The following is a 22,806-nucleotide window of genomic DNA, read 5'->3' on the forward strand; positions in this document are numbered from 1 at the left end:
TCATCGCGACCAGGGCCCTTTTCGTAGGTTTCTAAAGCATCGACACGTGCACGTGGTCGGTGTGGGCGCTGGGACCGTGATAGGCCCTCCACTCGCCCTCGGAGGGGAACCAGATCTGCTTGTACCAGATCACGTAATAGATGCCGAGCCGGTCCGCGTTGCGGACCAGGAACGCCATCAGGTTGTTCCCGTATTCCTTCATGTCCGCGTTGTGCGCGACCGCGAATCCACTGTCCTGCAACGACCAGTCACAGGCCCGGCCCTTCGGATGCTCGAACGGCCCGCCGTCGCGGTGACAGCCCACGAATCTGTCGAAGCCCGCCTTCTGCGTCTCTTTCAGCATGTTCAATGTGCGGGCGGTGATGCAGCCGCTGGTCGTCGGGTCCTTCACCGTGCACGACTCGGGCGAGAAACCGCCCTCGGAATTGCGCGGCGCGGGTTTGGCCTTCGGCGACTGGGCGAGAACGTGGCCCTGGGTGAGGCTTTCGCCACCGACCAGGTTAAGGGCCTGGTTGGCCGCCTCTTTCTGCTTCTTCATCGCGACGAGGTTGGTCTGCTGCTTCTTGACCTCGGCGTCCAGCGCCACCTTGGACTTCGTGACCTCGTCGATCGCCTTGTTGAGCTCACCGAGCTTCCGGTCGTGCTCGGTGTTGATCTCCTCGAGCGACATGGCCCGGGCCAGGAAGTCGTCCGAGCCCTTGCTGCTGAGCAGGAAGCTGGCCGCGTTGAGCTGACCGAACCGGTACTGCTGGTTGGCGATCGCGTTGACCTCGGGAATCAACTCGTTGCGCCGCGCCTCGGCCGTCTTGATCTTGCCGGCGAGAGCCTTCTGCGCGGCCGTCGACTTGGCCACGGCGCCCTTGGCCTGGACGAACCGGCGGTTGGAGGACTCGATCAGCTCGTCGAGAGTCTGGTTTTCCTTGCCGGTCGACTCGTCCGGGGTCGCGGAGGTTCCGTCGCCGGGCTCGGCGTACGCCGGAGAAATGGGCGAGGCCAGGAAAGCGACAGAGACGATCGGCGCCAGGGCAAGCATCAGCCACCGGCGGGGTCGTACGGTCATGCAGGTTCCTTCCGGTTAACCGCCGACCGGGTTAGCTGACGGGTTCGGGACGGAAGCGATCCCTACCGCTGACGCGGATGCACCCCATGACTGACCTGGTTCCCCGGCTCGCCTCACGGCGATTGGGCGGTGGCCGCCGGCACCTCGGGGGCGGTGCCTGGTTGGGCGGGCCGACGGCCAGTTTACCCGAGAACAAGACAGGCTTCAGGCCTCGCGAAACAGTATTCGCGTGTTCCACCTGTGACATTGAGTAATTGCGACTACACTGCGTCGCCATTCAATTGCGTCGCGTGCGATAACTGTCGATCGTTCGATGTCTTCGGTATGGTCGGTCCCGGTCCCCACCCCCAGGGGATCGCCGCCTAATCGTTTCCGGACGAGCCGGGGAACCAATCTTTCCGGGGTGAATCCGCTCCCAGCGGTAGGGATCAACTTCCGTCCCGAACCCGTCAGCTAACTCGGTCGGCGGCCGACGGAAGGAACAGGTGTGCGGCAGAAGACTGTCCGGCGACGATTGGCAGCCACCCTGGCGATGCTCGTCGCGATCTCTGGCTTGGCTCTGGCGGTGGCCAACCCGGCCTCAGCCGCGCCGGGCGACACGGGCGACGACGGCGAGGGCGCCCCCAAGACCCTCATCCAGCAGCTCGAGGCCGCGTCCAAGGGCTTCGTCGAGGCCAAGGAGGCGCTGGAGCGGTCACGCCAGCGCCAGACCCAGCTCGCCGCCAAGCTCAAGGAGCTCGACAAGCAGATCGCCCCGCGCCAGGCCGCGCTGGACGAACTCATCCAGCAGTCGTACCGCACCGGGCGCCTCGGGCCGATGAGCGCGCTGCTCTCGGCCGGCTCGTCCGAGGGCTTCCTCGACCGGGCCGAGACGCTCGAGACGATCACGGTCAAGGAGAACGCGGCGGTGGCGGCGCTCAAGACCACCCGCGACGCCCAGCAGGCGGCCAAGGTCGCCATCGACACCGAGGTGCGCAACGAGCAGAAGCAGGTCGCCCTCATGGCCAAGCGCAAGACGCAGGCCGAGAGCGCCCTGAAGGCCGCCAACACCGGTGGGGACGACAAGACCGGCGAGGACGCCCCGCAGGCCAGTGACAAGGCGGTCAGCTCGTCCAGCAAGCAGAAAGCAGGCGCGGCGCCGCGCAACTCCGACGGCTCACTGCCCTCCGAGAGCTGCTCCGAGCCCGACCCGACCACCAGCGGGTGCCTGAGCCCGCGGACGCTCAACGCGCTCAAGCAGGCCCAGGCGGACGGCTTCACCCGTTTCGTCGCCTGTTTCCGCGAGCAGAACAGCGGCGAGCATCCGAAGGGCAAGGCCTGCGACTTCGCCGCCGACAAGAACGGTTTCGGCGGCGTCGCCACGGGCGCCAGCAAGACGTACGGCACCAATCTCGCGAACTACTTCATCAACAACGCGGACCGGCTGGGCGTGCTCTACGTCATCTGGTTCGAGCGCATCTGGCTACCCAGTAGTGGCTGGAAGGCGTACACCCGAGGAAACGGCGACCCTTCCAGCGACCACACGAACCACGTGCATCTCTCGATGCGCTGATTTTTCTCAGGAGTGCGAGGCCTACTTGCGGACGTAGGTCTCGTACTCCTTCATCACGTCGTCGGTAGGACCGTCGGCGCGGATCACGCCTGATTCCAGCCAGATCGACCGCTCGCAGGTGTCTCGGATCGACTGCTCGCTGTGGCTCACCAGGAAGACCGTGCCGGCCTCCTGGCGCAGGTCACGCACCCGCTGCTCGCTGCGCTTGCGGAATTTCGCGTCACCGGTGGCCAGCGCCTCGTCGATCAGCAGCACGTCGTGCTTCTTGGCCGCGGCGATCGAGAAGCGCAGCCGGGCCGCCATGCCGGAGGAGTACGTCTTCATCGGCAGCGAGCTGAAATCGCCCCGCTCGTCGATGCCGGAGAACTCGATGATCTCCGCCGAGCGCTCCTTGACCTGGGCCGGCGTCATGCCCATGGCCAGACAGCCGAGCTCGACGTTCTTCACGCCGGAGAGATCGTTCATCAGGACGGCGTTCACGCCCAGCAGCGACGGCTGGCCGGCCGCGTAGATCGCGCCGCCGCGCTCGACCGGCAGCAGGCCGGCGATCGCCCGCAGCAGCGTCGACTTGCCGGAGCCGTTGGTGCCGATCAGGCCGATCGCCTCGCCGCGGTAAGCGACGAAGTTGACGCCCTTGACCGCGTGCACCTCGCGCACGGCCGCGCTCTTCTTGCCCGTCACGATGCGCTTCAGGCTGGCCACCGGGCTGTTCGCGCCCGGCGACACCGAACCGTAGATGCGGTAGACGATGTGCGCGTTGTCCGCGATGACCGTAGGAATCCGCTCGTCAGCCACGGCCGTAGCCCTTCTCTCCACGCCAGAAGTACACGTATCCACCGATGCCCACGAAGACCGTCCAGGCCACCGCGTACGTCCACAGGCGCAGCGGTGAGGCGGCCAGCGTCACGTTCTCCATCAGGGCGTGCCGGATCAGCTCGATGAAGACCAGCATCGGGTTCGCCTCGACGAGGGCCAGCTGCCAGCCGTTGAGCCGGTCGGAGAAGAAGGTGACCGGGTAGAGCACCGCGGAGCCGTACATCCAGATCCGCATGATGTAGGGGATCAGCTGCCGGATGTCGGTGACCTTGGCGCAGAGCCGCGACACGAAGAGCGCCAGCCCGGCGTTGAAGACCGCCTGAAGGATCAGGGCCGGGAAGATCAGCAGCCACTGTACGGTGATCGGCTCACCGGTGAGCAGGATGATCGCGATGAGCACGGCCATCGAGGCGATCATGTTGCGGACCTCGACCAGCGAGATCGCGATCGGCAGGCTGGCCCGGGGGAAGTGCAGCGCCCGGATCAGGTTGATGTTCGACGTGATGGCCATGGCGCCGGCCTGGACCACCGACTGGGTGAACCCGAAGATGAAGACACCGGCGCACAGGTACGCGATGAAGTTGTTCGTGTCCTGCTTGGTGTTCAGCAGGACGCCGAAGATCACGTAGTAGACGCCGGCGTTGATCAGCGGGGTCAGCACCTGCCAGACCGCGCCCAGCTTGGTGGTGCCCAGCGAGGCGCTCACCTTGGCATTGGCGAAGGCCGCGATGAAGTGCCGGTAGGACCAGAGATGCCGGGTGTACTCGGCTATGCCGGGGAGTCGCCCGGCCGCCGTCAAGCCGTTCCGCCGGGCCAGCTCCTTGAGCGATTGCCCGGTCTCGGAATCGGCGACCGCCGTCTGAGCCATGGGGTGGTGCTCCGATCTCGTCGGCCCGTGAGGGATGCCGGGCCCTGGTTCTTTCCGCGAGAACACTTAAGCAGCATGTCAAGCCGCCGTCGATGGAACGCCTTCGTATCGACGTGCGGAAGGTTATCCGACCGAACGGCGGAACGCAACCGTTACGTCCTGGCGTATAGTGACCGAGTGGCAACAGGAAAGCGCGCACCAGCCGGAGCGGCTGTACTCCGAGGCGACATCACCGTAGCGATTCGCAACGCCGTGATGCACGAGCTTGCCGAGGTCGGATACGGCAGGCTCTCCATCGAAGCCGTGGCGCGCCGCGCCGGGGTGGGCAAAACGGCAATCTACCGCCGCTGGGGCAACAAACTCGAGATGGTCCTCGAGATCGTTTCCGATGTCGCGGGCCGGAGCGTCCCGCTGCCCGACACCGGAAGCTTCGCCGGCGACCTTCAACTGATCATGATGATTGTCCACCGGGCCCTCCAACACCGTATCGCGTCCCAAATCATTCCCGACCTGATGGCCGAGGCGGCCCGCAACCCGCAGATCGCCGAAACCCTCCAGACGGCGCTGCACACCCACCAGCAGGCGGTCGGCGAAAAGCTGGTCGGCCAGGCCATCGCCCGCGGCGAACTGCCCGAGGGCACCGACCCCGAGATCGCCGTGGACATGATCCTGGGCCCGCTGTACTGGCGCCTGGCGGTCTCTCGCTCCCCGATGCCGGACGACTACCTGGAGAAGCTGACGACGGCCGTGACGGCGGCCCTGAAGTCGACCGTCGCCTGAAAAGGCTCCGATCCGGCGGGCGGCGGCCGAAGGTAGGGGACCCCGTCCCCGACAGCGGAGCCCTGATGCGTCACCACGCCGAACAGCACCTCGACATGACCGTCCTGGACACGGCCGCCCTGCTCGCCATCGCCATGCGGGAGCTGAAGGCGGGGGAGGGGCCGTTGGGAGTCGCCGCGCCGAAAGCGACCGACCCGGTGGGGTCGTGGCGCAGCGCGGACGGCACGGTCCGGTTGGACATCAGGACCGATGGGACGTACGCGGGGACGGTGGCCGGGCGCAGGAAGCCGGCGCACGGCACTTATCGGCTCGATGGCGTCACGATGACGCTGCGGGACGACTCGGGGTTGAAGACTCCGGTGACCGTCGGGCATGGCGTGCTGGAGATGGCTGGGCATCGTCTCGGGCCTGTTTGAGGCTGGGCGCCGTCTGGGGCCTGTTTGAGGCTGGGCGCCGTCTGGGGCCTGTTTGAGGCTGGGCGCCGTCTGGGGCCTGTTTGAGGCTGGGCGCCGTCTCGGGCCTGTTTGAGGCTGGGCGCCGTCTCGGGCTGTTTGAGGCTGGGCTGGGCGCCGTCTCGGGCTGGGCTGATCGTAGTGCCCGGCGCCGTCGTTCGAGGGCTTGTCCACAGGGCGCCGGCTTGTCCACAGGGCGCCCCCGCGAGCTCGCTCCTCCGCGTTGATCGCGTCAGACTGGAGCAGGACGGGGGCCCCCGGGAGGGTGGGCGCTGGGCTGGGTGGGCGCTGGGCTGGGTGGGCGCTGGGCTGGGTGGGCGCTGGGCTGGGTGGGCGCTGGGCCGGGATTACACGCCGGCGGGCTCGGGGAGGCGCTCCGGCTCTCGGGTGCGGGCGCCCGGGTCCAGGCGGAAGCTGACGGCGGCCAAGGCCAGGCCGGTCACCGCGAGCAGGACGCCGATCCAAGCCGACGACAGATAACCCCAGCCGGCCGCGATGACCGCTCCGCCCAGGGCCGCCCCGGCGCTGTTGGCGACGTTCGACGCCGACTGGTTGACCGCCGCGCCCATCAACTGTGCTCCCGGAGCGACCGCGATGAGCCTGGCCTGCAGGGCCGGGCCGATGAACAGGGCGGCCGCCCCGACCAGGAACGCGCCCAGGAACAACCCGACCGGGTGACGGGAGACGACGCCGAACAGGGCGATCGTGGCGATCATCGCGGTGAAGCCGAGGAGCACGCTGCGCCTCAGGTTCTTGTCGGCCGCGATGCCGCCGAGCGCGTTTCCGACGGTCATGCCCACGCCCATCACGGCCAGCACCCATGGCACGGCCGACTCGGACAGGCCGGTGACGTGTGTGGTGACGGGAGCGATGTAGCTGTTCACCGCGAAGAAGCCGCCGAAGCCGATCGCGGCCACGGCGGCGGCCAGCCAGACGTGTGGTGAGCGGAAGGCGGCCAGTTCGGAGCGGGGGGAGCCGCCGGGGGCGGCCGGGATCTCGGGGACCGTGGCCAGCACGGCGAGCAGGGTGAGGGCGAAGACGCCGGCCACCGCCAGATAGGCGATGCGCCAGCCGGCCGCCTGGCCCAGGCCGGTGATCAGGGGGACGCCGAAGACGTTGGCCGCGGTCAGGCCGCCCAGCACCAGGGCGAAGCCCTTGCCCTCGCTGCCGGGGCCGAGCATGGCCGCGGCGAGCAGGCCGGCCGCGCCGAAGTAGGCGCCGTGGGCCAGGGCGGCCACGAAACGGCCGGCCAGCACCAGCTCGAAGGTGGGGGCCAGGGCCGAGGCCACGGTGCCGATCACGAACAGGCCGAGCAGGGAGACGACCAGGCGGCGGCGCGGCCAGCGAGCGGTCAGCGCGGCGATCGTGGGGGCGCCGGCGACCACGCCCAGCGCGTAGATCGAGATCATCCAGCCCGCCTTGGCGACGGCGTCGGCGGCGCTGTGCGCGTATTCGGAGGGCAGCAGGTCCTGCGCGAGGTTGGGCAGCAGGCCCATGGCGACGAACTCGGTGAGGCCGAGGCCGAACCCGCCCAGGGAGAGGGCGAGCAGGGCCGCCCAGCGGCGGCCGGAGGTCAGGTGTTCCACGTGATCGACTCTAGAACGTTCTAGTAGCCGTGGTGTTAGAACGTTCTAGTCATCACAGGTAAAGTTTCGGCCATGAGCCGGACCACGCTGGCCGACGTGGCCGCCGAGGCGGGCGTCTCGGTGGCGCTGGTCTCGATCGTGATGCGCGACGCGCCCGGCGCGAGCGCGGCCACCCGGGAGCGGGTGCTCGAGGTCGCCCGGCGCCTCGACTACCAGCCCGACAACCGGGCCCGGCTGCTGCGCAGCGGGCAGAGCCGGCTGCTCGGGGTGGTCTTCGGCGTGGCCCACCCCTTCCACGACGACCTGCTCACCGGGCTCTACGACGCGGCCGAGCGGGTCGGCTACGAGCTCACGCTCAGCGCCATCACGCCCCGGCGCGACGAGCGGGCGGCCATCGCCGGGCTGTTGCAGGACCGGTGCGCGGCGCTGGTGCTGCTCGGGCCGCTGATCCCGTCGGCCGAGCTGGCCACGCTGGCCGGGCGGCTGCCGGTGGTGGCGATGATGCGCTCGGTGCGCCAGCGCCAGGTCGACGTGGTGCGCACCGACGACGCCCGCGGGCTCCACCTGGCCGTCGACCACCTGGTGGCGCTCGGGCACAGCCGGATCGCGCACGTCGACGGCGGCAAGCACCAGCCGAGCTCGGCCGACCGGCAGAAGGGCTACCGCGACGCGATGCGGCGGCACGGCCTCGAGGCGTACATCCGGGTCGTCGGGGGTGGCCCGGGTGAGGAGGACGGCGCCAAGGCGGCGCGGGAGCTGCTGACCGGGCCGCCGACCGCGGTGACCGTCTTCAACGATCTCAGCGCGGCCGGGCTGCTCGACGTGCTGCGGCGCGAAGGGCTGTCGGTGCCGGGCGACATCAGCGTGGTCGGCTACGACGACAGCAGCTTCAGCAGCATGGCCCACATCGACCTGACGACGGTGGCACAGGACATCGAGACCATGACCAAGCTGGCGGTGGCCCGGGCGGTCGAGCGGATCGACGGGGCGGCCGTGGCCAACCGCGAGGTCGTCATCCCGCCGCGGCTGATCATCCGGGGGACTACCGGGCAGCTCGACTAAGTTTGTCCCTTTTCGCGCCGACGTTCAGAGTATGAAGGTCGCGCGTATGGCGGTTCTGCCGCTGGTGCTGCTGGCGGCCGGATGCAGCAAATCGGGCTCGACGGAAGCCGAGCCGAGCACGGCGCCGGTGGCGCCCTGGGTGCAGGTCTCGTCGGGCAGCCGCACCCCGAGCCCGGTGGTCACCTACACCGGCTCGCCGCGGCCCGGCCTGCCGCCGGTGTCGTTCCTGCCGACCAGCACGGCCTGCGCGATCGGCTGGTCCAACGCCGACCAGGTGCTGATCCCGATGGTCGTGACGCCGGGGGCGGGGTCGTTCGCGGTGCAGTGGCCCAACCGGTTCGGCCACACGTACCGCATCACGGCCGTGCCCCAGGAACTTGTTTCCGGCGCCCAGCCCGAGCCGGTCTGGCAGACCATCACCACCGGCGCCGAGTGCAACGCCAGTGCCACCATCAGCGGGCTGGAGCCGGGCAAGCCGTACATCATCTGGCTCGACGCCCCGGACACCCCGCGCGGCGTCGACGGATCGCGCTCCCTCTACAGCGGGAAGACCGGAGTCGTCAGGCCGAAATAGTGTTCCGGCCACTCCACTTGGCCGCGTACAACCGGTCGTCGGCCGCCCGGAACAGCTCCTCGCCCGTCATCCCCTCGTTCAGCGCGGCCAGGCCCACGCTGACGGTCAGGCGCACGCCCGGCAGGACGTCGGAGCGGGCCACGGCCGTACGGATGCGCTCGCCGACCTCGCGGCCGACCGAGAGATCGCCGCGCAGGAAGACGGTGAACTCGTCGCCCGCGTAGCGCACCGGCACGTCCTCGGCGCGACAGTGAGCGCGCAGTATGCGGGCCACCTCGCGCAGCGCCCGGTCGCCGGTGCTGTGCGAGTACGCGTCGTTTATCGCCTTGAAGTGGTCGACGTCGACCAGCAGCAGGACCAGCGGCGCCACCAGCCGGCCCCGGTCGATCCGGTCGAGCAGCAGGTCGAAGCGGCGCCGGTTGTCCAGCCCGGTGAGCGGGTCGCGCAGCACCTCCCGCTCGGCGCGGGCCCGGGCCGCCTCGGACTCCTCGCGCTGGCGGGCCTGGCGCAGCATGCCGAGCCGTTGCAGCCGCAGCCGCCACAGCTCGCCGGTCTGCCCCTCGACCGCCTCGAACAAGTCGCGCCCGGCCTGCCCGCCGTCGGCGGCCAGCGCGGTCAGCGCCATCTCGAACCGGATGATCGTCTGCTCGTCGGGGCGCGGGCCGAACGCGCACAGCTCGCGGGCGGCGACGAACTCGGTGCGGGCCTCGGTCAGCGCGCCCTGCTGGCGCAGGCTGATGCCGAGGGCCAGGTGCGCCATCCGGGCGTACCGGTAATTCTCGGTCGAGCGCAGCGGCAGCACCGCCTCGCGGACGGTCTTCTCGGCCAGCACGTCGTCGCCCAGCTTGGCCAGGGCCAGGGCCAGCATGGCGGTGGCGGCCATGTCGTCCGGGCGCTGCTCGACCTGGCTCCGGGTGATGGCGGCGCTGCGGCGCAGCCGGGTGGCTCCCTCGTCGTGCCGGCCCACGTGGCTCAGCCGCAGCCCCCAGTGCAGCAGCGTGGCCGCGTGGACCAGGCCGAACTCGGGGTGGGTGACGCTGAGCCGTTCGTACGCCTCGGCGGCGGTCTCGTACATCTCGGCCGAGGACGCCGCCTCGGCGAACGAGCAGAGCGCCGACACCCAGCGGTCGCGGTCGTGATGGTCGCGGTCGAGCAGCACGGCGGCGCGGGCGAGGTTGCGCATGCCGTCGACGAACCGGCCCCGCAGCACGTCGAACTGGGCCAGGTCGCCCAGCGCCTTGGCCTCGCCGAGCGCCGAGCCGGCCGCCCGGTGCAGCCGCAGCAGCCGCTCGCCGAGCTCGGCCGCTTCGGCTATCCGGCCCATGTGCAAGTTGGCGTACATCTTGCCCTGCACCAGAAAGATGATCGTCCGGTCGTCGCCCACGGCGCGGGCGAGGCTCAGATAGGCGTCGGCGGCCTCGATCGCCTCGTGGCCGCGCCCGGTCGTCGCGAGCCGGTGGACCCGGAGCGCCAACAGGTGCAGCGGCCCGAACGCGGTGACCGGCACGGGGAGCATGGTCCCAGTATCAACAAAAGTTCTCAGATCAACTAACGCCGGAGTATTTGTCGAGACCGTCCACGAGCAACTCGAGGCCGAGCTCGAATCGAGCATCGACACTGCCGCCCACCAGCGCCGTGGCGTACGTCGTGATATGGGGGTAAATGTCGGCCGGGAGCTTCTCGAAATAGGCGAGCGTTTCGCGGCCCATCTCCGAGATGAACGTGTCCTTGTCGGACCCGGCGTTGTGCACCTGGTGGCGCCAGATCGAGTATTCGTACGCGTCGGCGGTGATGTAGAGGAAGATCCGGTCCATCGCCCAGGCGCCGATCCGCGGCGGGATGCCGCCGGCCAGCATCATGCCGAACATCGCGTTCGAGATGCGCAACGCGTTCGGCCCGGTGGGAATGGTGGCGAGCGCGGCCCGGGCCAGGTCGTTGTGTTCGATCATGATCTGGTGCCCGGCGCGGGCCAGATCCTTGATCTGCTCCTTCCACCGGGGCGGGTCGAGCTCGGGAATCGTCAGCAGCGCGCACATCTCGTCGAACATCAGCCGGAGCAGCTCGTCCTTGTTCGCCACGTGGGCGTAGAGGCTGGACGGGCCGGTGCCGATCTCGGTGGCGATGCGCCGCATGCTCAGCGCGTCGATGCCCTCCTCGCGCACGACGCGCAGGCCGATCCGCACGATCTCGGCGCGAGTGATGGTTCTTCTCGGTGGGCGTTCCGCAGGCCAGGTCATCGTCGCCTAATTTACCTTGCGACGAACGGTGTTCGCTAGTAGAACGGTGTTCGTGCAGACGAACACCGTTCTTCCCGACACCGCGTACCGACATCGCTGGATCGCGCTCTTCGTGATCCTGGCCGTCGAGGTGATGGACCTCCTCGACGCGCTCGTCACCAACATCGCCGGACCGGTCATCCGCGACGAGATCGGCGGCAGCTACAGCCTCATCCAGTGGCTGGGCGCCGCGTACACCCTGGCCATGGCCATCGGCCTGCTCACCGGCGGACGGCTCGGCGACATCTTCGGCCGCCGCCGCATGTTCATCATCGGCGCCGCCGGCTTCACGCTGGCCTCGCTAGTCTGCGGTCTGGCGCAGACTCCGGCCCAGCTGATCGCCGCCCGGGCCGTGCAGGGCCTGTTCGGCGCGGTCATGCTGCCGCAGGGCCTCGGCATGATCAAGCAGATGTTCTCGGCCGAGGAGCAGGCCAAGGCGTTCGGCGCCTTCGGGCCGGTGATGGGCCTGTCCTCGGTCGGCGGCCCGATTTTGGCCGGCTGGCTGGTCGACGCCGACTACTTCGGCGCCGGCTGGCGCATGATCTTCTTCATCAACCTGCCGCTGGGCCTGTTCGCGCTCTTCGGCGCCGTGCGCTGGCTGCCCGAGTTCCGCAGCGCCAAGGCCCCGCGCCTCGACTGGCTCGGCGTGATCCTGGCCGCGGCGGGGGCGTTCCTGCTGCTCTACCCGCTGGTGCAGGGCCGCGAGCTGGACTGGCCCGTGTGGTGCTTCGCGTTGCTGGCGCTGGGTATGGTGGTCTTCGGCCTGTTCGCCGTCTACGAGGCGCGCCGCGAACGGGGCGGACGCGACCCGCTGGTCACCCCGAGCCTGTTCCGCAAGCGGGCCTTCTCCGGCGGTCTCGCGGTGGGACTGGTCTTCTTCGCCGCGCTGATCGGCACCGGGCTGGTCTTCACGTTCTATCTGCAGATCGGGCTGGGCTACTCGCCGCTGAAGGCTGGACTGACCACATTGCCGCAGGCGCTGGGCACGGTCGCCGGTTTCGTGGCGGCGGGCGCGGGTCTGGCCGAGCGTTTCGGCCGCCGGCTGCTCCAACTGGGCACTGTGGTGATGATCGTGGGTACCGCGGCGTTCGCGTTGTCGGTCCGGCTCGCCGGGGCGGACGTGACGCCGTACAAGCTGATCCCGGGTCTGGTCCTGGTCGGCGCGGGCATGGGGCTGGCCATGGCGCCGTTCTTCAACATCGTGCTGGCCGGCGTCGACGACGAGGAGACGGGCTCGGCCTCGGGCGCGCTGACCTCGGTGCAGCAGTTGGGTGGCGCCTTCGGCATCGCCGTGCTGGGCACGATCTTCTTCGCGATCCTGCCCGGTCAGGTGGCCTCGCATGTGGACAGCTCGTCGTCCCGGCTGACCACGGTCCTGACCGCGGCCGGCGTCCCGTCCGACACTCAGCCCGCCGTGGCGGCCGGCCTGCGTGACTGCCTGCGCGACCGCACCGCCGAGGACGATCCCGACGTCGTGCCGCCGAGCTGCCAGGCGGGTCCGTTGCCGCCGCAGGTGCAGACCTACGCCCAGGAGCAGGTCCGGGCCGGTTTCGAAGACGCGACCATCCGCACCACGGGGGTGACGATCGCGCTCTTGCTGGCGGCTTTGTTCCTTTCCTTCCTTTTACCGAGAAAAGCAAAGCCAGAGGTACGGGGTTAGCGAAAAGCCGGCCCCCGCCGTAATAGCCGGGCCGTCGTTGGTCCAGCCCTCACGCCGCCGCCGGGCTGAGCTGCCCACTCACCCAGCGGCCTGCGGCCGCGAAACCCAGCGGCCTGCGGCCGCGAAACCCAGCGGCCTGCGGCCGCCAAACCCGGCGACCTACGGCCGCGATACCCAGCGACCTGCGGCCGGGCCTTCAGCGGGTCACCGGGAGGCCGGCGGCCCGCCACGCGGCGTAACCGCCGGTCAGGTCGGTGGCGCGGTGCAGGCCGAGGTCGAGCAGGGCGGCGGCGGCCAGGCTGCTCGTGTAGCCCTCCTGGCAGGTGACGATGACCTCGAGGTCGTAGCTCCCGGCCCACGGCAGGCGGGCGTCGCTGCGCGGATCGAGGCGCCATTCGAGGACGTTGCGCTCGATGACGACGGCGCCCGGGATCTCGCCGTGCTCGGCCCGCTGGGCGGCCGGGCGGATGTCGACGAGCACGGCGCCGCGCGCCATCGCGTCGCGGGTCTCGTGCGGCCCGACCCGGTTCAGCCGGTCGCGGGCCCGGTCGAGGATCTCGTCGATGCCGAGCGAGCCGGCGGGCGGGGCGGTGTTCAGGGCGCTTGTCACCACTCGACTCCGGCTCGCTCGACGGTCAGGACCTCCAGGGCCTCGGCGCCCACCCGGTAGCGGGTCATCGTGGTCAGGGCCGGCCCGTAGACGTGCACGCTGATCGCGGGGCGGCTGGAGCGGTTGGTCATCCGGTGGATGTGATGCGTGCCGAAGCGGCGGCCCGCGCCCTCGCCCAGCTCACGCGACGTGATGCGCGGGGGCCGCCCGGCCGCCACCGACACCGTCTCCTCGGTCAACGTGCCACCGAAGACGTGGAAGGCGCCGGCCGAACCGCCGTGGTCGTGCAGGTCGGTGCCCTGGCCGGGCAGCCAGGTCAGCAGCCACACCTCGTAGTCGCCGGTGACGTGCAGACGCTGGTACCAGCGGTCGACCGGGTTGAAGCGCGGAGCCACCGGCCACTGCTCGGGCGCCGCCGCGAAGCGGGTCGCGATGGCGAGATGGTCGATGCGGGTGTCGACGACGGTCACGGGAGCTCCTCGCTTTGCATACATGTCCTACCGGTCCTATGGGTTTACCAGCTCAACGGGATCCAGGGTAGCGGGACGCGCGGTGATCTCGCGGGAAGTTGGCCGAACCCGGGAGTGGGACCGCCGATTACGGACATGCCCGAATGGTCCGCGAGTAGGTCACTGCACTGTGGATTGTCGGAAGACCTGAAAGAAGCTCGCGGCCGTTTGCCTCTTTCGGGCGGCGCGACGGCGCCGCCCTGTGCGATCAGGTCGATACTCTCCGTCAAATAAATGCACAGAAGCATCACCGGATCGGTTCACCGCCTCAGCCGTTAAGGCGGAAATCGCTCTGAGCAGGTTCTCCGCAATCGAGAAAGCTATATGGTGACGTCGATCCCGAGGCTCCCGACGAAGAGCATCCGACGAACGAGGACGGACACGTGTTGAAGTCACGCCGCGGTCTTCTTGCCGCCGGTCTAGCCGTTGCCGTGGTCGGCGCCTTCGGGGTCGCTTCGACCCTGAGCGCGGGCGCGGACCAGATCGCACCGCCCACGGCCGCCGAGGCGTCCGCCGCGGTCGAGGCGCCGCCGACCCCTCCGGTCAACCTGCCGTGGGGTGAGCGTCCCAAGAAGATCAAGCGTGGTCACGCCGGCGCCAGCTCCAAGTCGCTGCGCGCGGCCGGCCTCTCGGCCGCGGCCAACGACACCAGCGGCTCGGTCGTCCCCAAGGACGAAGAGGGCCCCAAGGGCCGCTTCCGCACCACGACCGATGTGCTGCGCACGGAGAAGACCGACCTCGCGCCGCCGGAGCCGCCGTCCGATTCCACGGGCGACACCAAGGTCAACTATCTCTACAACGTGGGCGCTCAGGCGGCCGAGACCGACGGCGTCTACGCCAACGTGACGATCTCGAAGCCCCGCCTCGAGGAGAGCGACTACCACTCGCTGGCCGAGCTGGCCCTCCAGTCGGCCGACGGCCGCCAGATCGTCGAGGTCGGCTGGACGGTCGACCGCCTGGTCAACGGCGACGACGATCCGCACCTGTTCGTCTTCCACTGGGTCGACAAGAAGCCCACCTGTTACAACGGCTGCGGCTTCGTGCCGTACAGCAAGAACATCAAGCCCGGTGACACGCTGCCGCAGGACACCAGCAAGAAGTTCGGCATCCAGTACTTCAAGAACGCCTGGTGGATCGCGTACGACACCGAGTGGGTGGGCTACTTCCCCGAGGCGCTCTGGAACGAGCAGGGCATCACGTTCAACCGCTCCGGCCTCATCCAGGTCTTCGGCGAGGTCGCCTCGACCACCACGACGCCCTGCTGGACCCAGATGGGCAACGGCAAGAAGCCTCAGAAGGACGGCGTCGCGGCCAAGATGGCCAGCGTCACCTATCTGAACGGCCCGACGGTCGAGCTGCAGATCCGCACGACGAACCCGGCCTACAAGCCGTTCAACAACCCGACCACCCTGCGAACCTTCCAGTTCGGCGGCCCCGGACCGTGTGAAAAGGTCGACGAAGAAGAGGGCTGACACGAGACACCTAGACGCGGCGCCCGGTCCCGGCGAGGGGGACCGGGCGCCGTTCTTGTTGTCGCGGCGTCGAACCGAGTTCACCGCAACGGTGTAATACCTTGTGGCGGACAGGCACTGAGGGGACGGGCGCGATGCGGCGACGGGTGAGCCCCGACGAGGAGCTGATGACCGCGCTCTACAACGAGCACTACGCGGTCCTGCTCAGCTTCGTCCTGCGTTATGTGCACGATCGGCACCGGGCCGAGGACCTCGTGCAGGAGACGTTGCTGCGGGCCTGGAAGCACATCGACACGCTCGACACCGACACCGGGCGTACCAGGTCTTATCTGCTCACGATCGCCCGCAACGTGGTGACGAACGCCTGGCGGGCCGAGCAGCGCCGGCCGCATCTGGTGGCCGACGAGGCCGCGGTGAACGCGATGCCCTCGGCCGACAACGTCGACCAGCTGGTCGAGGGCTGGCTGGTGGCCGAGGCGCTGGAGCGGCTCTCCGACGAGCATCAGGCCGTGGTCCGGGCCATGTACTACGAGGGGCAGAGCGTGGCCGACGCGGCGCGGAAGCTGTCGGTGCCGGAGGGCACGGTGAAGTCGCGGGCCTACTACGCGGTGCGGGCGCTGCGCACGGCGTTCGAGGAGATGGGGGTGCTGCGATGAGCACGGATCCCCGGGAGAGCCACGACGACCTGCGACGGCTGCTCGGCGGCTATCTGCTCGGTGGCCTCGACGAGGCCGACACCGACCGGCTCGACGCCCACCTGCGCGACTGCGACGAGTGCCGCGGCGAGCTCGACCGGCTCGCCCCGGTTCCGGAGCTGCTGCGGCGCCTGCCGGCCGCGGACCGGACGGGACCGCCGGTCAGCATGTCGGCCCGCCCCACCCAGGAGAACGTCGACGGGCTGCTGCGACGGATGCGGGCCGAGCGTCACCGGCAGACCCGCCGCGCGGGTGTCCGGTGGCTGGCCGCGGCGGCCGTGGTGCTGATCGCGGTGGCGGTCGGCATCGGCGTGATCCGCGGCAGCCGTCAGGACAACCGCCCGGCCGCGCTGCCCAGCGCCGAGCTGGTCACGGCCCAGTTCGAGCCGGCGCAGGGCAGCGGCATGTCGGGGCAGGCCGTGCTCACCCCCAAGACGTGGGGGGTCTCGGTCGCCCTCGACGTGACCAAGCTGCGCGGCGACGGGCCGTTCCACTGCCAGGTGCGGGGCTCGTCGGGCCAGGTCGAGCAGGCCATGGTGTGGGGGCCGACGCCGAGCGGCAACGCCAAGGTGATCGGCGCCAGCTCCCTCCAGATCCGCAACGTCCGGTCGATCGAGGTGGCCGATCACAACGGCCACGTGCTGGGCAAGGCGACGCTCAAGTGACCCGCCGCAGACGTACGAGATAGGTCTGTGCCACCACGACCAGCGCGAGGAAGGCGCCGCTGATGACCTGTTGCCAGTTGCTGTTGACGTTGCCGACCTGATTGATCAGGTTCTGGATCACGCCGAGCAGCAGCACACCGGCGACGGTGCCGGCGATCGTGCCGGCGCCGCCGGTCAGCAGCGTTCCGCCGATCACCACGGCGGCGATCGCGTCGAGCTCCATGCCGGTGCCCAGCACTGTCACGCCGGAGCCGAGCTTGGCCGCGTTGATCGCGCCGGCGATGCCCGCGAGCAGACCGGACAGGACGTACACCACGACCTTTGTCCGGCGTACGGGCAAGCCCATCAGCGCCGCCGCGTCCTCGCTGCCGCCGACCGCGTGGACCGAGGCGCCGAACCGGGTCCGGGCCAGCACGATCATGCCGATCGCGACCAGCGCCGCGACCAGCCAGACCTGATATCCGATGTCGAGGAAGGAGCCGGTGCCGAGCCGGCGGAGCGCGTCGTCGCGCACCAGGTAGGTCTCCGAGCCCTCGGCGCTGATCGCCCGCATGAGGCCGCGGGCGCCGAGCAGGGCCGCCAAGGTCACGATAAAAGGTGCCATTCGGGTGTACGCAATAAGCAGCCCATTGGCCATCCCGATCGCTCCGCAGACGGCGAGGGGAAGCGCGAACGCGGCGAGAATTCCGTATTGCGAGGCCCAGGCGGCCAGAACGCCACCGAGCACGTAAAGCGATCCCACCGACAGGTCGATCCCGCCGGTAATGATCACAAAAGTCATTCCCAGAGCGATCAACATCGGGGGCGCGGCCGCCACCAGAATGGTGGCCGCGTTGTCGAAACCGCGGAAGCCGGGAAAGGCCACCAGCGAGATCAACACGACGATGACCAGCACGGCGAGGGCGCCCTGGCGTTGCACGGCGCCGACCACGCGGTCGGTGCGCTCGGCCTTGCGGACGTCCTCGACCACGACGGCGGGTGCCTCGGAGACGGTCACCGGGTCTTCCTCTCCCGGGCCACGTAGACCGCGATCAGGATGATGACGGCCTGCGCCATCTCGGTCGTCGAGGGCTGGAGATCGTGCTTGATCATCGTGGCGATCACCAGCTGCATGAGCAGGGCGCCGGCCACGGTGCCCAGGACGCGGACCTTGCCGCCGGTCAGTGGCGTACCCCCGACGACCACGGCGGTGATCGCCGACAGCTCGATGAGCAGGCCGACCGCCGACGCGTCGCTCGACTGGATGCGGGCCACCGAGAGCAGCCCGGCGATCGAGGCGAGCACCGCGCACAGCACGTACACCGTGACCAGCACGCGTTTGACCGGGAGGCCGGCCAACTCGGTGGCCCGGCGGTTGCCGCCGACGGCCAGCAGCCGCCGGCCGAAGACCGTGCGCCGGACCACGAACGCCACGGCCAGCACCAGCACCGCGGCCACCCAGACCAGCACCGGCACGCCGAGCAGGTCACCCGAGCCGAGGTAGAGCAGGTCGGGGTTGCGGACGTCCTTGAGCTCGCCCCCGCTGATGACCACGGCCAGCCCGCGGCCGCCGACGAACAGGGCCAGGGTGGCCACGATCGGCTGGAGCCCGATCCGCGCCACCAGCACACCGTTGACGAGGCCGACCGCGACGCCGGCCAGCAGCGACACGAGGACGGCGGCGACCACCCCGTACCCCAGATAAAGGGGGATGAGGGCCGCCGCCAGCGCCATCACCGAGCCCACCGACAGGTCGATGCCCTCGGTGCCGATCACCAGAGCCATGCCGAGGGCGACGATCACGATGGGCGCCACCTGGATCAGCTGGATGCGCAGGTTGCTCCAGGTCAGGAAGTACGGCGTGAAGAAGATGTTGTAGAGCACGAGCAGCGCGATCGCCAGGTAGACGCCGTACTTCGGAAGCCAGGCGGTGCTGACGCGCGGCCGGACGGCCAGAACAGTCATGATCGTTCCCCTGCGATGGCCGCCATCAGGTCCTCGGTGGTGACCGCGGCCCCGGTCAGGGTGCCGACGACGACGCCGTCGCGCAGCACCACCACCCGGTCCGAGCCCTCGATCAGCTCCTCGGCGTCCGACGAGACCAGCACGACACCGAGCCCACCGGCCGCCAGCTCGTCGATCAGCGCCTGGACCTCGGCCTTGGCGCCGACGTCGATGCCGCGGGTCGGCTCGTCCAGCAACAGCACCTTGGGCCCGGTGGCCAGCAGCCGGGCCAGCAGCACCTTCTGCTGGTTGCCGCCCGAGAGGTCGCCGACGGCCTGGTCCGGGCTCGCCGCCTTGATGCGCAGCCTCTTCATGTACGTCGTTACGACCTCGTCGACGCGCGCGTCCGAGACCAGGCCCAGCCGCGACATCCGGGGAAGGACGGCCAGCGCGATGTTCTCCCGTACGGACAGCGCCGGAATGATCCCCTCGGCCTTGCGGTCCTCGGGCTGGACGGCGATGCCGGCCTTGACCGCGCGCACGGTCGTGGGCTTCCTCAACGCGAGGCCGTCGACCTCGATGTCGCCGCTGTCCAGGTGATACGCCCCGCCGACGGCCTTGACGGTCTCGCTGCGCCCGGCTCCCAGGAGGCCGCCGAGCCCGACCACCTCGCCCGGCCGCACGTCGAAGCTGACGTCGTGCAGTTTGTGCCGGCTGTTCAGCTCACGCACCCGCAGGACGGGCGGCGCCTCGGCGTCGCCCGTGCCGGCGCCGGAGAAGGCCGTCGTGCCCTCGGTCATCTCCCGTCCGAGCATGAGCGAGACCAGCTTGATCCGGGGCAGCGACGCCAGCTGCCCGGTGTGCACGACGCGGCCGTCGCGCAGGATCGTGACCGCGTCACCGATCTCGTAGAGCTCGTCCAGCCGGTGGCTGACGTAGACGATGCCGATGCCGCGCGCGTGCAGGTCGCGGATGACCCCGAACAGGGTCCGCACCTCGCGTGGTTCGAGCGACGAGGTCGGCTCGTCCATGATGACGACCTTGGCGTCGATCATCACGGCCCGGGCCAGGGCGACCATCTGCTGCGCGCCGAGGGCGAGGGTGCCGAGCGGGCGCCGCACGTCGGTGGTGACGCCGTATCCGGCCAGGATCTCGCGGGCCTCGCGCTCCATCCGCTTGCGGTCGACCAGGCCGAGGGTGTTGCGGGGTTCCCGGCCGAGGAAGAGGTTCTGGGCCACGCTCATCAGCGGCACCAGGTTGACCTCCTGATAGATGGTCGAGATGCCGGCCTGCTGGGCGTCCATCGGCGTGCCGAACCGGACCGGCGAACCCTGATAGGCGAGCTCGCCCTCGTCGGGCTGGTAGACGCCGGTGAGCACCTTGATCAAAGTGGACTTGCCGGCGCCGTTCTCGCCGACCAGGGCGTGCACCTCGCCGGGCCTCAGGGTGAACGAGACCCGGTCGAGGGCGCGCACGCCGGGAAAGCTCTTGGAGACCTCGGTGACGTGGAGCAGACTCATCCGAGCGGCCCCGCGTTGTTCCACGTCGCGTCCGCGGTGAAGCTGGCCGCGTTGTCCCAGGTGTTGCCGCCGCCGTTGGTGGCGATGTAGACCGCCTCGGCGTAATGCCGCCAGTAGTAGCCGGGATAGTTGAGCGACTCCAGGGACAGGTTGCCGCCGCTGAGGCCGGGCTGCCCGCAGAACGTGGCGTCCTGCTGGAAGACCGCCGAGCCGTCGTTCGCCGCCTTCTGCAGCCGATATCCGGCGTGCCGCAGGTACTGGCCGGGGTAGTTGACCGACTCGAACGTGTAGCAGCTGTTGTCGGCCAGGCCGGCCCGGACGGTGAAGGTGGCGTCCTGCCGGTCGGTGACCGGGCTCGCGGTGGTGATCACGTCGGTGCGGGCCAGGCCGTCGCGGTGCCGCAGATAGCGGGTGTCGTATCCGGCCGTGGTGACCCGGAACGACCGGTTCTGCCCGACGGCCAGGTCGGCTCCGCTACGCCACAGCGGGGCGCCGATGGCCCAGGTCGCGTCGTCGTTGAACGAGCCACCGGACGGAGCGTCCACCCACACCTCTTCGTTGCGGTGGCGCAGGTAGGAGCCGGGCAGGTTGGCCGACTCGAGCGAGGTGCCCGCCCCGGACAGCCCCGGCCGTCCGCAGAAGGTGGCGTCGGCCGCGAACGTGCCGCCGGTGTTGGCCTCCCGATAGACGCGGGAGGAGCGGTGGCGCAGGTATTGGCCGGGGAAGTTGCGCGACTCGAACGAGTAGCAGGCCGCGTTGGACAGGCCGGGCCGCACCCAATAGGTGGCGTCCTGCCGGTCGCTGGTCGAGCTGGCCGTGCTGACCACGTCGGTCCGGGCCGCGCCGGCCGCGTGCCGCAGGTAACGGTTGGTATATCCGGGCGTGGTCACCCGCAGCGAGGCGAGCCGGTTGATCGAGAGCGCTCCGCTGATCACCCGCTGGTTGACCTCACGGACACGGGCGAAGTCCATCTTCTGGACCTGACGGTCGTACGTGAAGAAGCCGTTGAGCTCTTCCTCGACGTCGGTGGGCTCGGTGTAGACGGAGCCGGACAGGCCGTTGCCGTTCATGAGATCGACCAGGCGGGACGTGATCTGCACGTAGCGGCTGGTCAGGGCGTTGGGGTCGGGAAGCCACTCGTAGGCGAACTTGCCGCTGGTCGGCCACTCGTGCCCGGCCGAGCGCAGGCCGAGGCCGCCGTACTCGCCGTTGACCACGAACCGGGTCGCCGTCGGCGGGCGGGAGATGCCGGGACCGACATACGCGTGGTCGTCGATGACGTCGCCGTTGCCCGGATCGGGGTCGGAGTCGCAGCAGTTGGAGCCCGAGTTGTGGTTGACCATCCGGGTCGGGTCGAGGCTCTTGACCAGATCGGCGATGCGGCCGGCGTCGTACTCGCCCCAGCCCTCGTTGAACGGCACCCACTGGACGATCGACGTGATGCCCTTGTGCTGGTCGATCATCGCCCGCAGCTCCTTCTCGAAGCGCGTGCGCCCGGCCGTCGACGGCTCGCGGCCGCTGGCCAGGGCCGGCATGTCCTGCCAGACCATCAGGCCGAGCCGGTCGGCCCAGTAGAACCAGCGGTCGTTCTCGACCTTGATGTGCTTGCGGACCATATTGAAGCCCAGCGCCTTCTGCTGCTCCAGGTCGAAGCGCAGCGCGGCGTCGGTCGGCGCGGTCGCGATGCCGTCCGGCCAATAGCCCTGGTCGAGGGTGCCGAGCTGGAAGACGAACTTGCCGTTGATGGTCGGCCGGAGCACGCCGCCGAGCATCGCCTTGCCCAGCGAGCGCATTCCGAAGTAGCCGCCCACGGAGTCGCCGCTGCCCAGGGTGACGCGCAGGTCGTACAGGAAGGGATCGGTGGGTGACCACAACCGGGCGTTGGGCACCGGGACACGGAAGGAGGCGCCGACCGTGCCGGAGGCCGAGCCGACCACCGTGCCGCCGGAGAGGACCTGCGCGGTGACGGTCTGGCCGCTCGCGTTGGCCGCCTGCACGACCAGGTCGAGGCCGCCGGCGGCGACGTTCGGGGTGGTGTCGAGGCGGGTGATACGGGCCGGGTTGGTCGGTTCCAGCCAGACGGTCTGCCAGATGCCCGAGTACGGCGTGTAGAAGATGCCGCCGCGGCTCAGGCGCTGTTTGCCGACCGGGATGTCCTGGGTCTCGACCGGGTTCCAGACGCCGACGATGATCTCGTTGCTTCCGGCGCGCAGGGCGCTCGTGATGTCGTACGAGAACTTGTCGTAGCCGCCCTCGTGCGTGCCGAGCAGGCTGCCGTTGACCCAGACCTTCGACTGCCAGTTGACGGCGCCGAAGTTGAGCTGGACGTTGCGTCCCGACCAGCCGGCCGGGACGGTGAAGGTGCGCCGGTAGTACGAGTAGTCCTGGCGCCGCATGATCCCGGAGAGCGCGCTCTCGATCGGGTACGGCACGAGGATCTCCTCGCCGAGCGTCTGCCCGGTCGGCGGGGTGGCGATGTTCGAGGCCCCGGCGAACTGCCAGACGCCGTTCAGGCTCTGCCAGTCGGTCCGGGTGAGCTGGGGCCGGGGATATTCGGGCAGCGGGTTCGTGGTGGAGACCTGGTTGGTCCACGGGGTGGTCAGCGGCGGCGTCTTGGGAACGAAGGCCGCGGCCGGTCCGGTGGTGACGACGAGGGTTCCGGCGGTGGCGACCGCTGTTCCGACGATGGCGACGAGAACTTTCCGAACAAAACTGAACATGGACGC

At 69.6% G+C, this 22,806-nt stretch carries 21 protein-coding genes and 2 riboswitches; of the genes, 9 read left to right on the top strand and 12 right to left on the bottom strand.

What is annotated here, in order from left to right; all coding sequences use genetic code 11:
* Positions 1-31: 31 nt before the first annotated feature.
* Positions 32-1,060: a coiled-coil domain-containing protein gene (locus ACQP2X_RS01910; RefSeq protein ID WP_498693942.1), complete on the bottom strand. Its 1,029-nt coding sequence runs from the start codon at positions 1,058-1,060 to the stop codon at positions 32-34.
* Between the two features lie 5 nt (positions 1,061-1,065).
* A riboswitch (cyclic di-AMP (ydaO/yuaA leader) is annotated at positions 1,066-1,199 on the bottom strand.
* Positions 1,200-1,409: 210 nt separating this feature from the next.
* Positions 1,410-1,544: riboswitch (cyclic di-AMP (ydaO/yuaA leader) on the top strand.
* 48 nt (positions 1,545-1,592) lie between these two features.
* Here ACQP2X_RS01910 and ACQP2X_RS01915 point away from each other — a divergent pair.
* Positions 1,593-2,612, top strand: a complete 1,020-nt coding sequence (locus ACQP2X_RS01915; RefSeq protein ID WP_498700775.1) for a coiled-coil domain-containing protein — start codon at positions 1,593-1,595, stop codon at positions 2,610-2,612.
* A 21-nt stretch (positions 2,613-2,633) separates the two neighbouring features.
* On the opposite strand, the gene ACQP2X_RS01920 is transcribed toward ACQP2X_RS01915, so the two are convergent.
* Both ACQP2X_RS01920 and ACQP2X_RS01925 read right to left on the bottom strand, forming a co-directional pair.
* Positions 2,634-3,407 carry an ABC transporter ATP-binding protein gene (locus tag ACQP2X_RS01920; RefSeq protein ID WP_498693945.1) on the bottom strand — a complete coding sequence of 258 codons (774 nt, stop codon included), beginning with the start codon at positions 3,405-3,407 and terminating at the stop codon, positions 2,634-2,636.
* Entirely contained in the window at positions 3,400-4,296 is an 897-nt protein-coding gene (locus tag ACQP2X_RS01925; protein WP_498693947.1) for an ABC transporter permease, read from the bottom strand. Before ACQP2X_RS01925 ends, ACQP2X_RS01920 begins: the two co-directional genes overlap by 8 nt.
* A gap of 177 nt (positions 4,297-4,473) precedes the next feature.
* On the opposite strand from ACQP2X_RS01925, the gene ACQP2X_RS01930 reads away from it, so the two are divergent.
* Both ACQP2X_RS01930 and ACQP2X_RS01935 read left to right on the top strand, forming a co-directional pair.
* Positions 4,474-5,076: a TetR/AcrR family transcriptional regulator gene (locus ACQP2X_RS01930; protein ID WP_498693948.1), complete on the top strand. Its 603-nt coding sequence runs from the start codon at positions 4,474-4,476 to the stop codon at positions 5,074-5,076.
* Between the two features lie 65 nt (positions 5,077-5,141).
* Complete coding sequence (locus ACQP2X_RS01935) at positions 5,142-5,492, top strand: Atu4866 domain-containing protein (RefSeq protein ID WP_498693949.1); 351 nt, start codon at positions 5,142-5,144, stop codon at positions 5,490-5,492.
* A gap of 383 nt (positions 5,493-5,875) precedes the next feature.
* On the opposite strand, the gene ACQP2X_RS01940 is transcribed toward ACQP2X_RS01935, so the two are convergent.
* Positions 5,876-7,114 carry an MFS transporter gene (locus ACQP2X_RS01940; protein ID WP_498693950.1) on the bottom strand — a complete coding sequence of 413 codons (1,239 nt, stop codon included), beginning with the start codon at positions 7,112-7,114 and terminating at the stop codon, positions 5,876-5,878.
* A 72-nt stretch (positions 7,115-7,186) separates the two neighbouring features.
* On the opposite strand from ACQP2X_RS01940, the gene ACQP2X_RS01945 reads away from it, so the two are divergent.
* Both ACQP2X_RS01945 and ACQP2X_RS01950 read left to right on the top strand, forming a co-directional pair.
* Positions 7,187-8,176 (top strand): LacI family DNA-binding transcriptional regulator, encoded by a 990-nt coding sequence (locus ACQP2X_RS01945; protein ID WP_498693952.1) that lies wholly within the window; start codon positions 7,187-7,189, stop codon positions 8,174-8,176.
* Between the two features lie 46 nt (positions 8,177-8,222).
* On the top strand, positions 8,223-8,750 hold the full coding sequence (locus ACQP2X_RS01950; RefSeq protein WP_498693953.1) for a hypothetical protein: 528 nt from the start codon (positions 8,223-8,225) through the stop codon (positions 8,748-8,750).
* On the opposite strand, the gene ACQP2X_RS01955 is transcribed toward ACQP2X_RS01950, so the two are convergent.
* Both ACQP2X_RS01955 and ACQP2X_RS01960 read right to left on the bottom strand, forming a co-directional pair.
* Positions 8,737-10,266, bottom strand: a complete 1,530-nt coding sequence (locus ACQP2X_RS01955; protein WP_498693954.1) for a GGDEF domain-containing protein — start codon at positions 10,264-10,266, stop codon at positions 8,737-8,739. The genes ACQP2X_RS01950 and ACQP2X_RS01955 overlap by 14 nt on opposite strands.
* Positions 10,267-10,294: 28 nt before the next feature.
* Positions 10,295-10,987, bottom strand: coding sequence for a TetR/AcrR family transcriptional regulator (locus ACQP2X_RS01960; RefSeq protein WP_498693956.1), 693 nt, complete (start codon positions 10,985-10,987; stop codon positions 10,295-10,297).
* A 52-nt stretch (positions 10,988-11,039) separates the two neighbouring features.
* On the opposite strand from ACQP2X_RS01960, the gene ACQP2X_RS01965 reads away from it, so the two are divergent.
* The gene (locus ACQP2X_RS01965; protein WP_498693957.1) at positions 11,040-12,686 is read left to right on the top strand and encodes an MFS transporter; all 1,647 of its coding nucleotides are present in this window, start codon (positions 11,040-11,042) and stop codon (positions 12,684-12,686) included.
* A gap of 196 nt (positions 12,687-12,882) precedes the next feature.
* Here ACQP2X_RS01965 and ACQP2X_RS01970 read toward each other — a convergent pair whose 3' ends face one another.
* Complete coding sequence (locus ACQP2X_RS01970) at positions 12,883-13,299, bottom strand: rhodanese-like domain-containing protein (protein WP_498693958.1); 417 nt, start codon at positions 13,297-13,299, stop codon at positions 12,883-12,885.
* Positions 13,293-13,766, bottom strand: a complete 474-nt coding sequence (locus ACQP2X_RS01975) for a cysteine dioxygenase (protein ID WP_498693959.1) — start codon at positions 13,764-13,766, stop codon at positions 13,293-13,295. The genes ACQP2X_RS01970 and ACQP2X_RS01975 overlap by 7 nt, the downstream gene beginning before the upstream one ends.
* Positions 13,767-14,188: 422 nt before the next feature.
* Here ACQP2X_RS01975 and ACQP2X_RS01980 point away from each other — a divergent pair, with 422 nt between their 5' ends.
* From ACQP2X_RS01980 to ACQP2X_RS01990, 3 genes are all read left to right on the top strand, one after another.
* Positions 14,189-15,277 (top strand): neprosin family prolyl endopeptidase, encoded by a 1,089-nt coding sequence (locus ACQP2X_RS01980; RefSeq protein ID WP_498693960.1) that lies wholly within the window; start codon positions 14,189-14,191, stop codon positions 15,275-15,277.
* A 134-nt stretch (positions 15,278-15,411) separates the two neighbouring features.
* The gene (locus ACQP2X_RS01985; protein ID WP_498656573.1) at positions 15,412-15,933 is read left to right on the top strand and encodes a sigma-70 family RNA polymerase sigma factor; all 522 of its coding nucleotides are present in this window, start codon (positions 15,412-15,414) and stop codon (positions 15,931-15,933) included.
* Positions 15,930-16,637, top strand: coding sequence for an anti-sigma factor family protein (locus ACQP2X_RS01990; protein WP_498693962.1), 708 nt, complete (start codon positions 15,930-15,932; stop codon positions 16,635-16,637). Before ACQP2X_RS01985 ends, ACQP2X_RS01990 begins: the two co-directional genes overlap by 4 nt.
* Here ACQP2X_RS01990 and ACQP2X_RS01995 read toward each other — a convergent pair.
* From ACQP2X_RS01995 to ACQP2X_RS02010, 4 genes are read right to left on the bottom strand one after another with little or no spacing between them, the layout of a single operon-like run.
* Positions 16,630-17,634: an ABC transporter permease gene (locus ACQP2X_RS01995; RefSeq protein WP_498693963.1), complete on the bottom strand. Its 1,005-nt coding sequence runs from the start codon at positions 17,632-17,634 to the stop codon at positions 16,630-16,632. The genes ACQP2X_RS01990 and ACQP2X_RS01995 overlap by 8 nt on opposite strands.
* Complete coding sequence (locus tag ACQP2X_RS02000) at positions 17,631-18,581, bottom strand: ABC transporter permease (protein WP_498693965.1); 951 nt, start codon at positions 18,579-18,581, stop codon at positions 17,631-17,633. Before ACQP2X_RS02000 ends, ACQP2X_RS01995 begins: the two co-directional genes overlap by 4 nt.
* Positions 18,578-20,080, bottom strand: coding sequence for a sugar ABC transporter ATP-binding protein (locus ACQP2X_RS02005; RefSeq protein ID WP_498693966.1), 1,503 nt, complete (start codon positions 20,078-20,080; stop codon positions 18,578-18,580). The genes ACQP2X_RS02000 and ACQP2X_RS02005 overlap by 4 nt, the downstream gene beginning before the upstream one ends.
* Positions 20,077-22,800: an AbfB domain-containing protein gene (locus ACQP2X_RS02010; protein WP_498693967.1), complete on the bottom strand. Its 2,724-nt coding sequence runs from the start codon at positions 22,798-22,800 to the stop codon at positions 20,077-20,079. The genes ACQP2X_RS02005 and ACQP2X_RS02010 overlap by 4 nt, the downstream gene beginning before the upstream one ends.
* Positions 22,801-22,806: the final 6 nt, after the last annotated feature.

This window comes from Actinoplanes sp. CA-131856, assembly GCF_050956135.1.
Taxonomy (GTDB): Bacteria; Actinomycetota; Actinomycetes; order Mycobacteriales; family Micromonosporaceae; genus Actinoplanes.

Bases quoted from the DNA above. Each gene is read 5' to 3' on its own strand.
- ACQP2X_RS01910 (WP_498693942.1), bottom strand. From the start codon at position 1,060: ATGACCGTACGACCCCGCCGGTGGCTGATGCTTGCCCTGGCGCCGATC.
- ACQP2X_RS01915 (WP_498700775.1), top strand. From the start codon at position 1,593: ATGCTCGTCGCGATCTCTGGCTTGGCTCTGGCGGTGGCCAACCCGGCC.
- ACQP2X_RS01925 (WP_498693947.1), bottom strand. From the start codon at position 4,296: ATGGCTCAGACGGCGGTCGCCGATTCCGAGACCGGGCAATCGCTCAAG.
- ACQP2X_RS01935 (WP_498693949.1), top strand. From the start codon at position 5,142: ATGCGTCACCACGCCGAACAGCACCTCGACATGACCGTCCTGGACACG.
- ACQP2X_RS01945 (WP_498693952.1), top strand. From the start codon at position 7,187: ATGAGCCGGACCACGCTGGCCGACGTGGCCGCCGAGGCGGGCGTCTCG.
- ACQP2X_RS01950 (WP_498693953.1), top strand. From the start codon at position 8,223: ATGGCGGTTCTGCCGCTGGTGCTGCTGGCGGCCGGATGCAGCAAATCG.
- ACQP2X_RS01955 (WP_498693954.1), bottom strand. From the start codon at position 10,266: ATGCTCCCCGTGCCGGTCACCGCGTTCGGGCCGCTGCACCTGTTGGCG.
- ACQP2X_RS01960 (WP_498693956.1), bottom strand. From the start codon at position 10,987: ATGACCTGGCCTGCGGAACGCCCACCGAGAAGAACCATCACTCGCGCC.
- ACQP2X_RS01985 (WP_498656573.1), top strand. From the start codon at position 15,412: ATGCGGCGACGGGTGAGCCCCGACGAGGAGCTGATGACCGCGCTCTAC.
- ACQP2X_RS01990 (WP_498693962.1), top strand. From the start codon at position 15,930: ATGAGCACGGATCCCCGGGAGAGCCACGACGACCTGCGACGGCTGCTC.
- ACQP2X_RS02000 (WP_498693965.1), bottom strand. From the start codon at position 18,581: ATGACTGTTCTGGCCGTCCGGCCGCGCGTCAGCACCGCCTGGCTTCCG.
- ACQP2X_RS02005 (WP_498693966.1), bottom strand. From the start codon at position 20,080: ATGAGTCTGCTCCACGTCACCGAGGTCTCCAAGAGCTTTCCCGGCGTG.
- ACQP2X_RS02010 (WP_498693967.1), bottom strand. From the start codon at position 22,800: ATGTTCAGTTTTGTTCGGAAAGTTCTCGTCGCCATCGTCGGAACAGCG.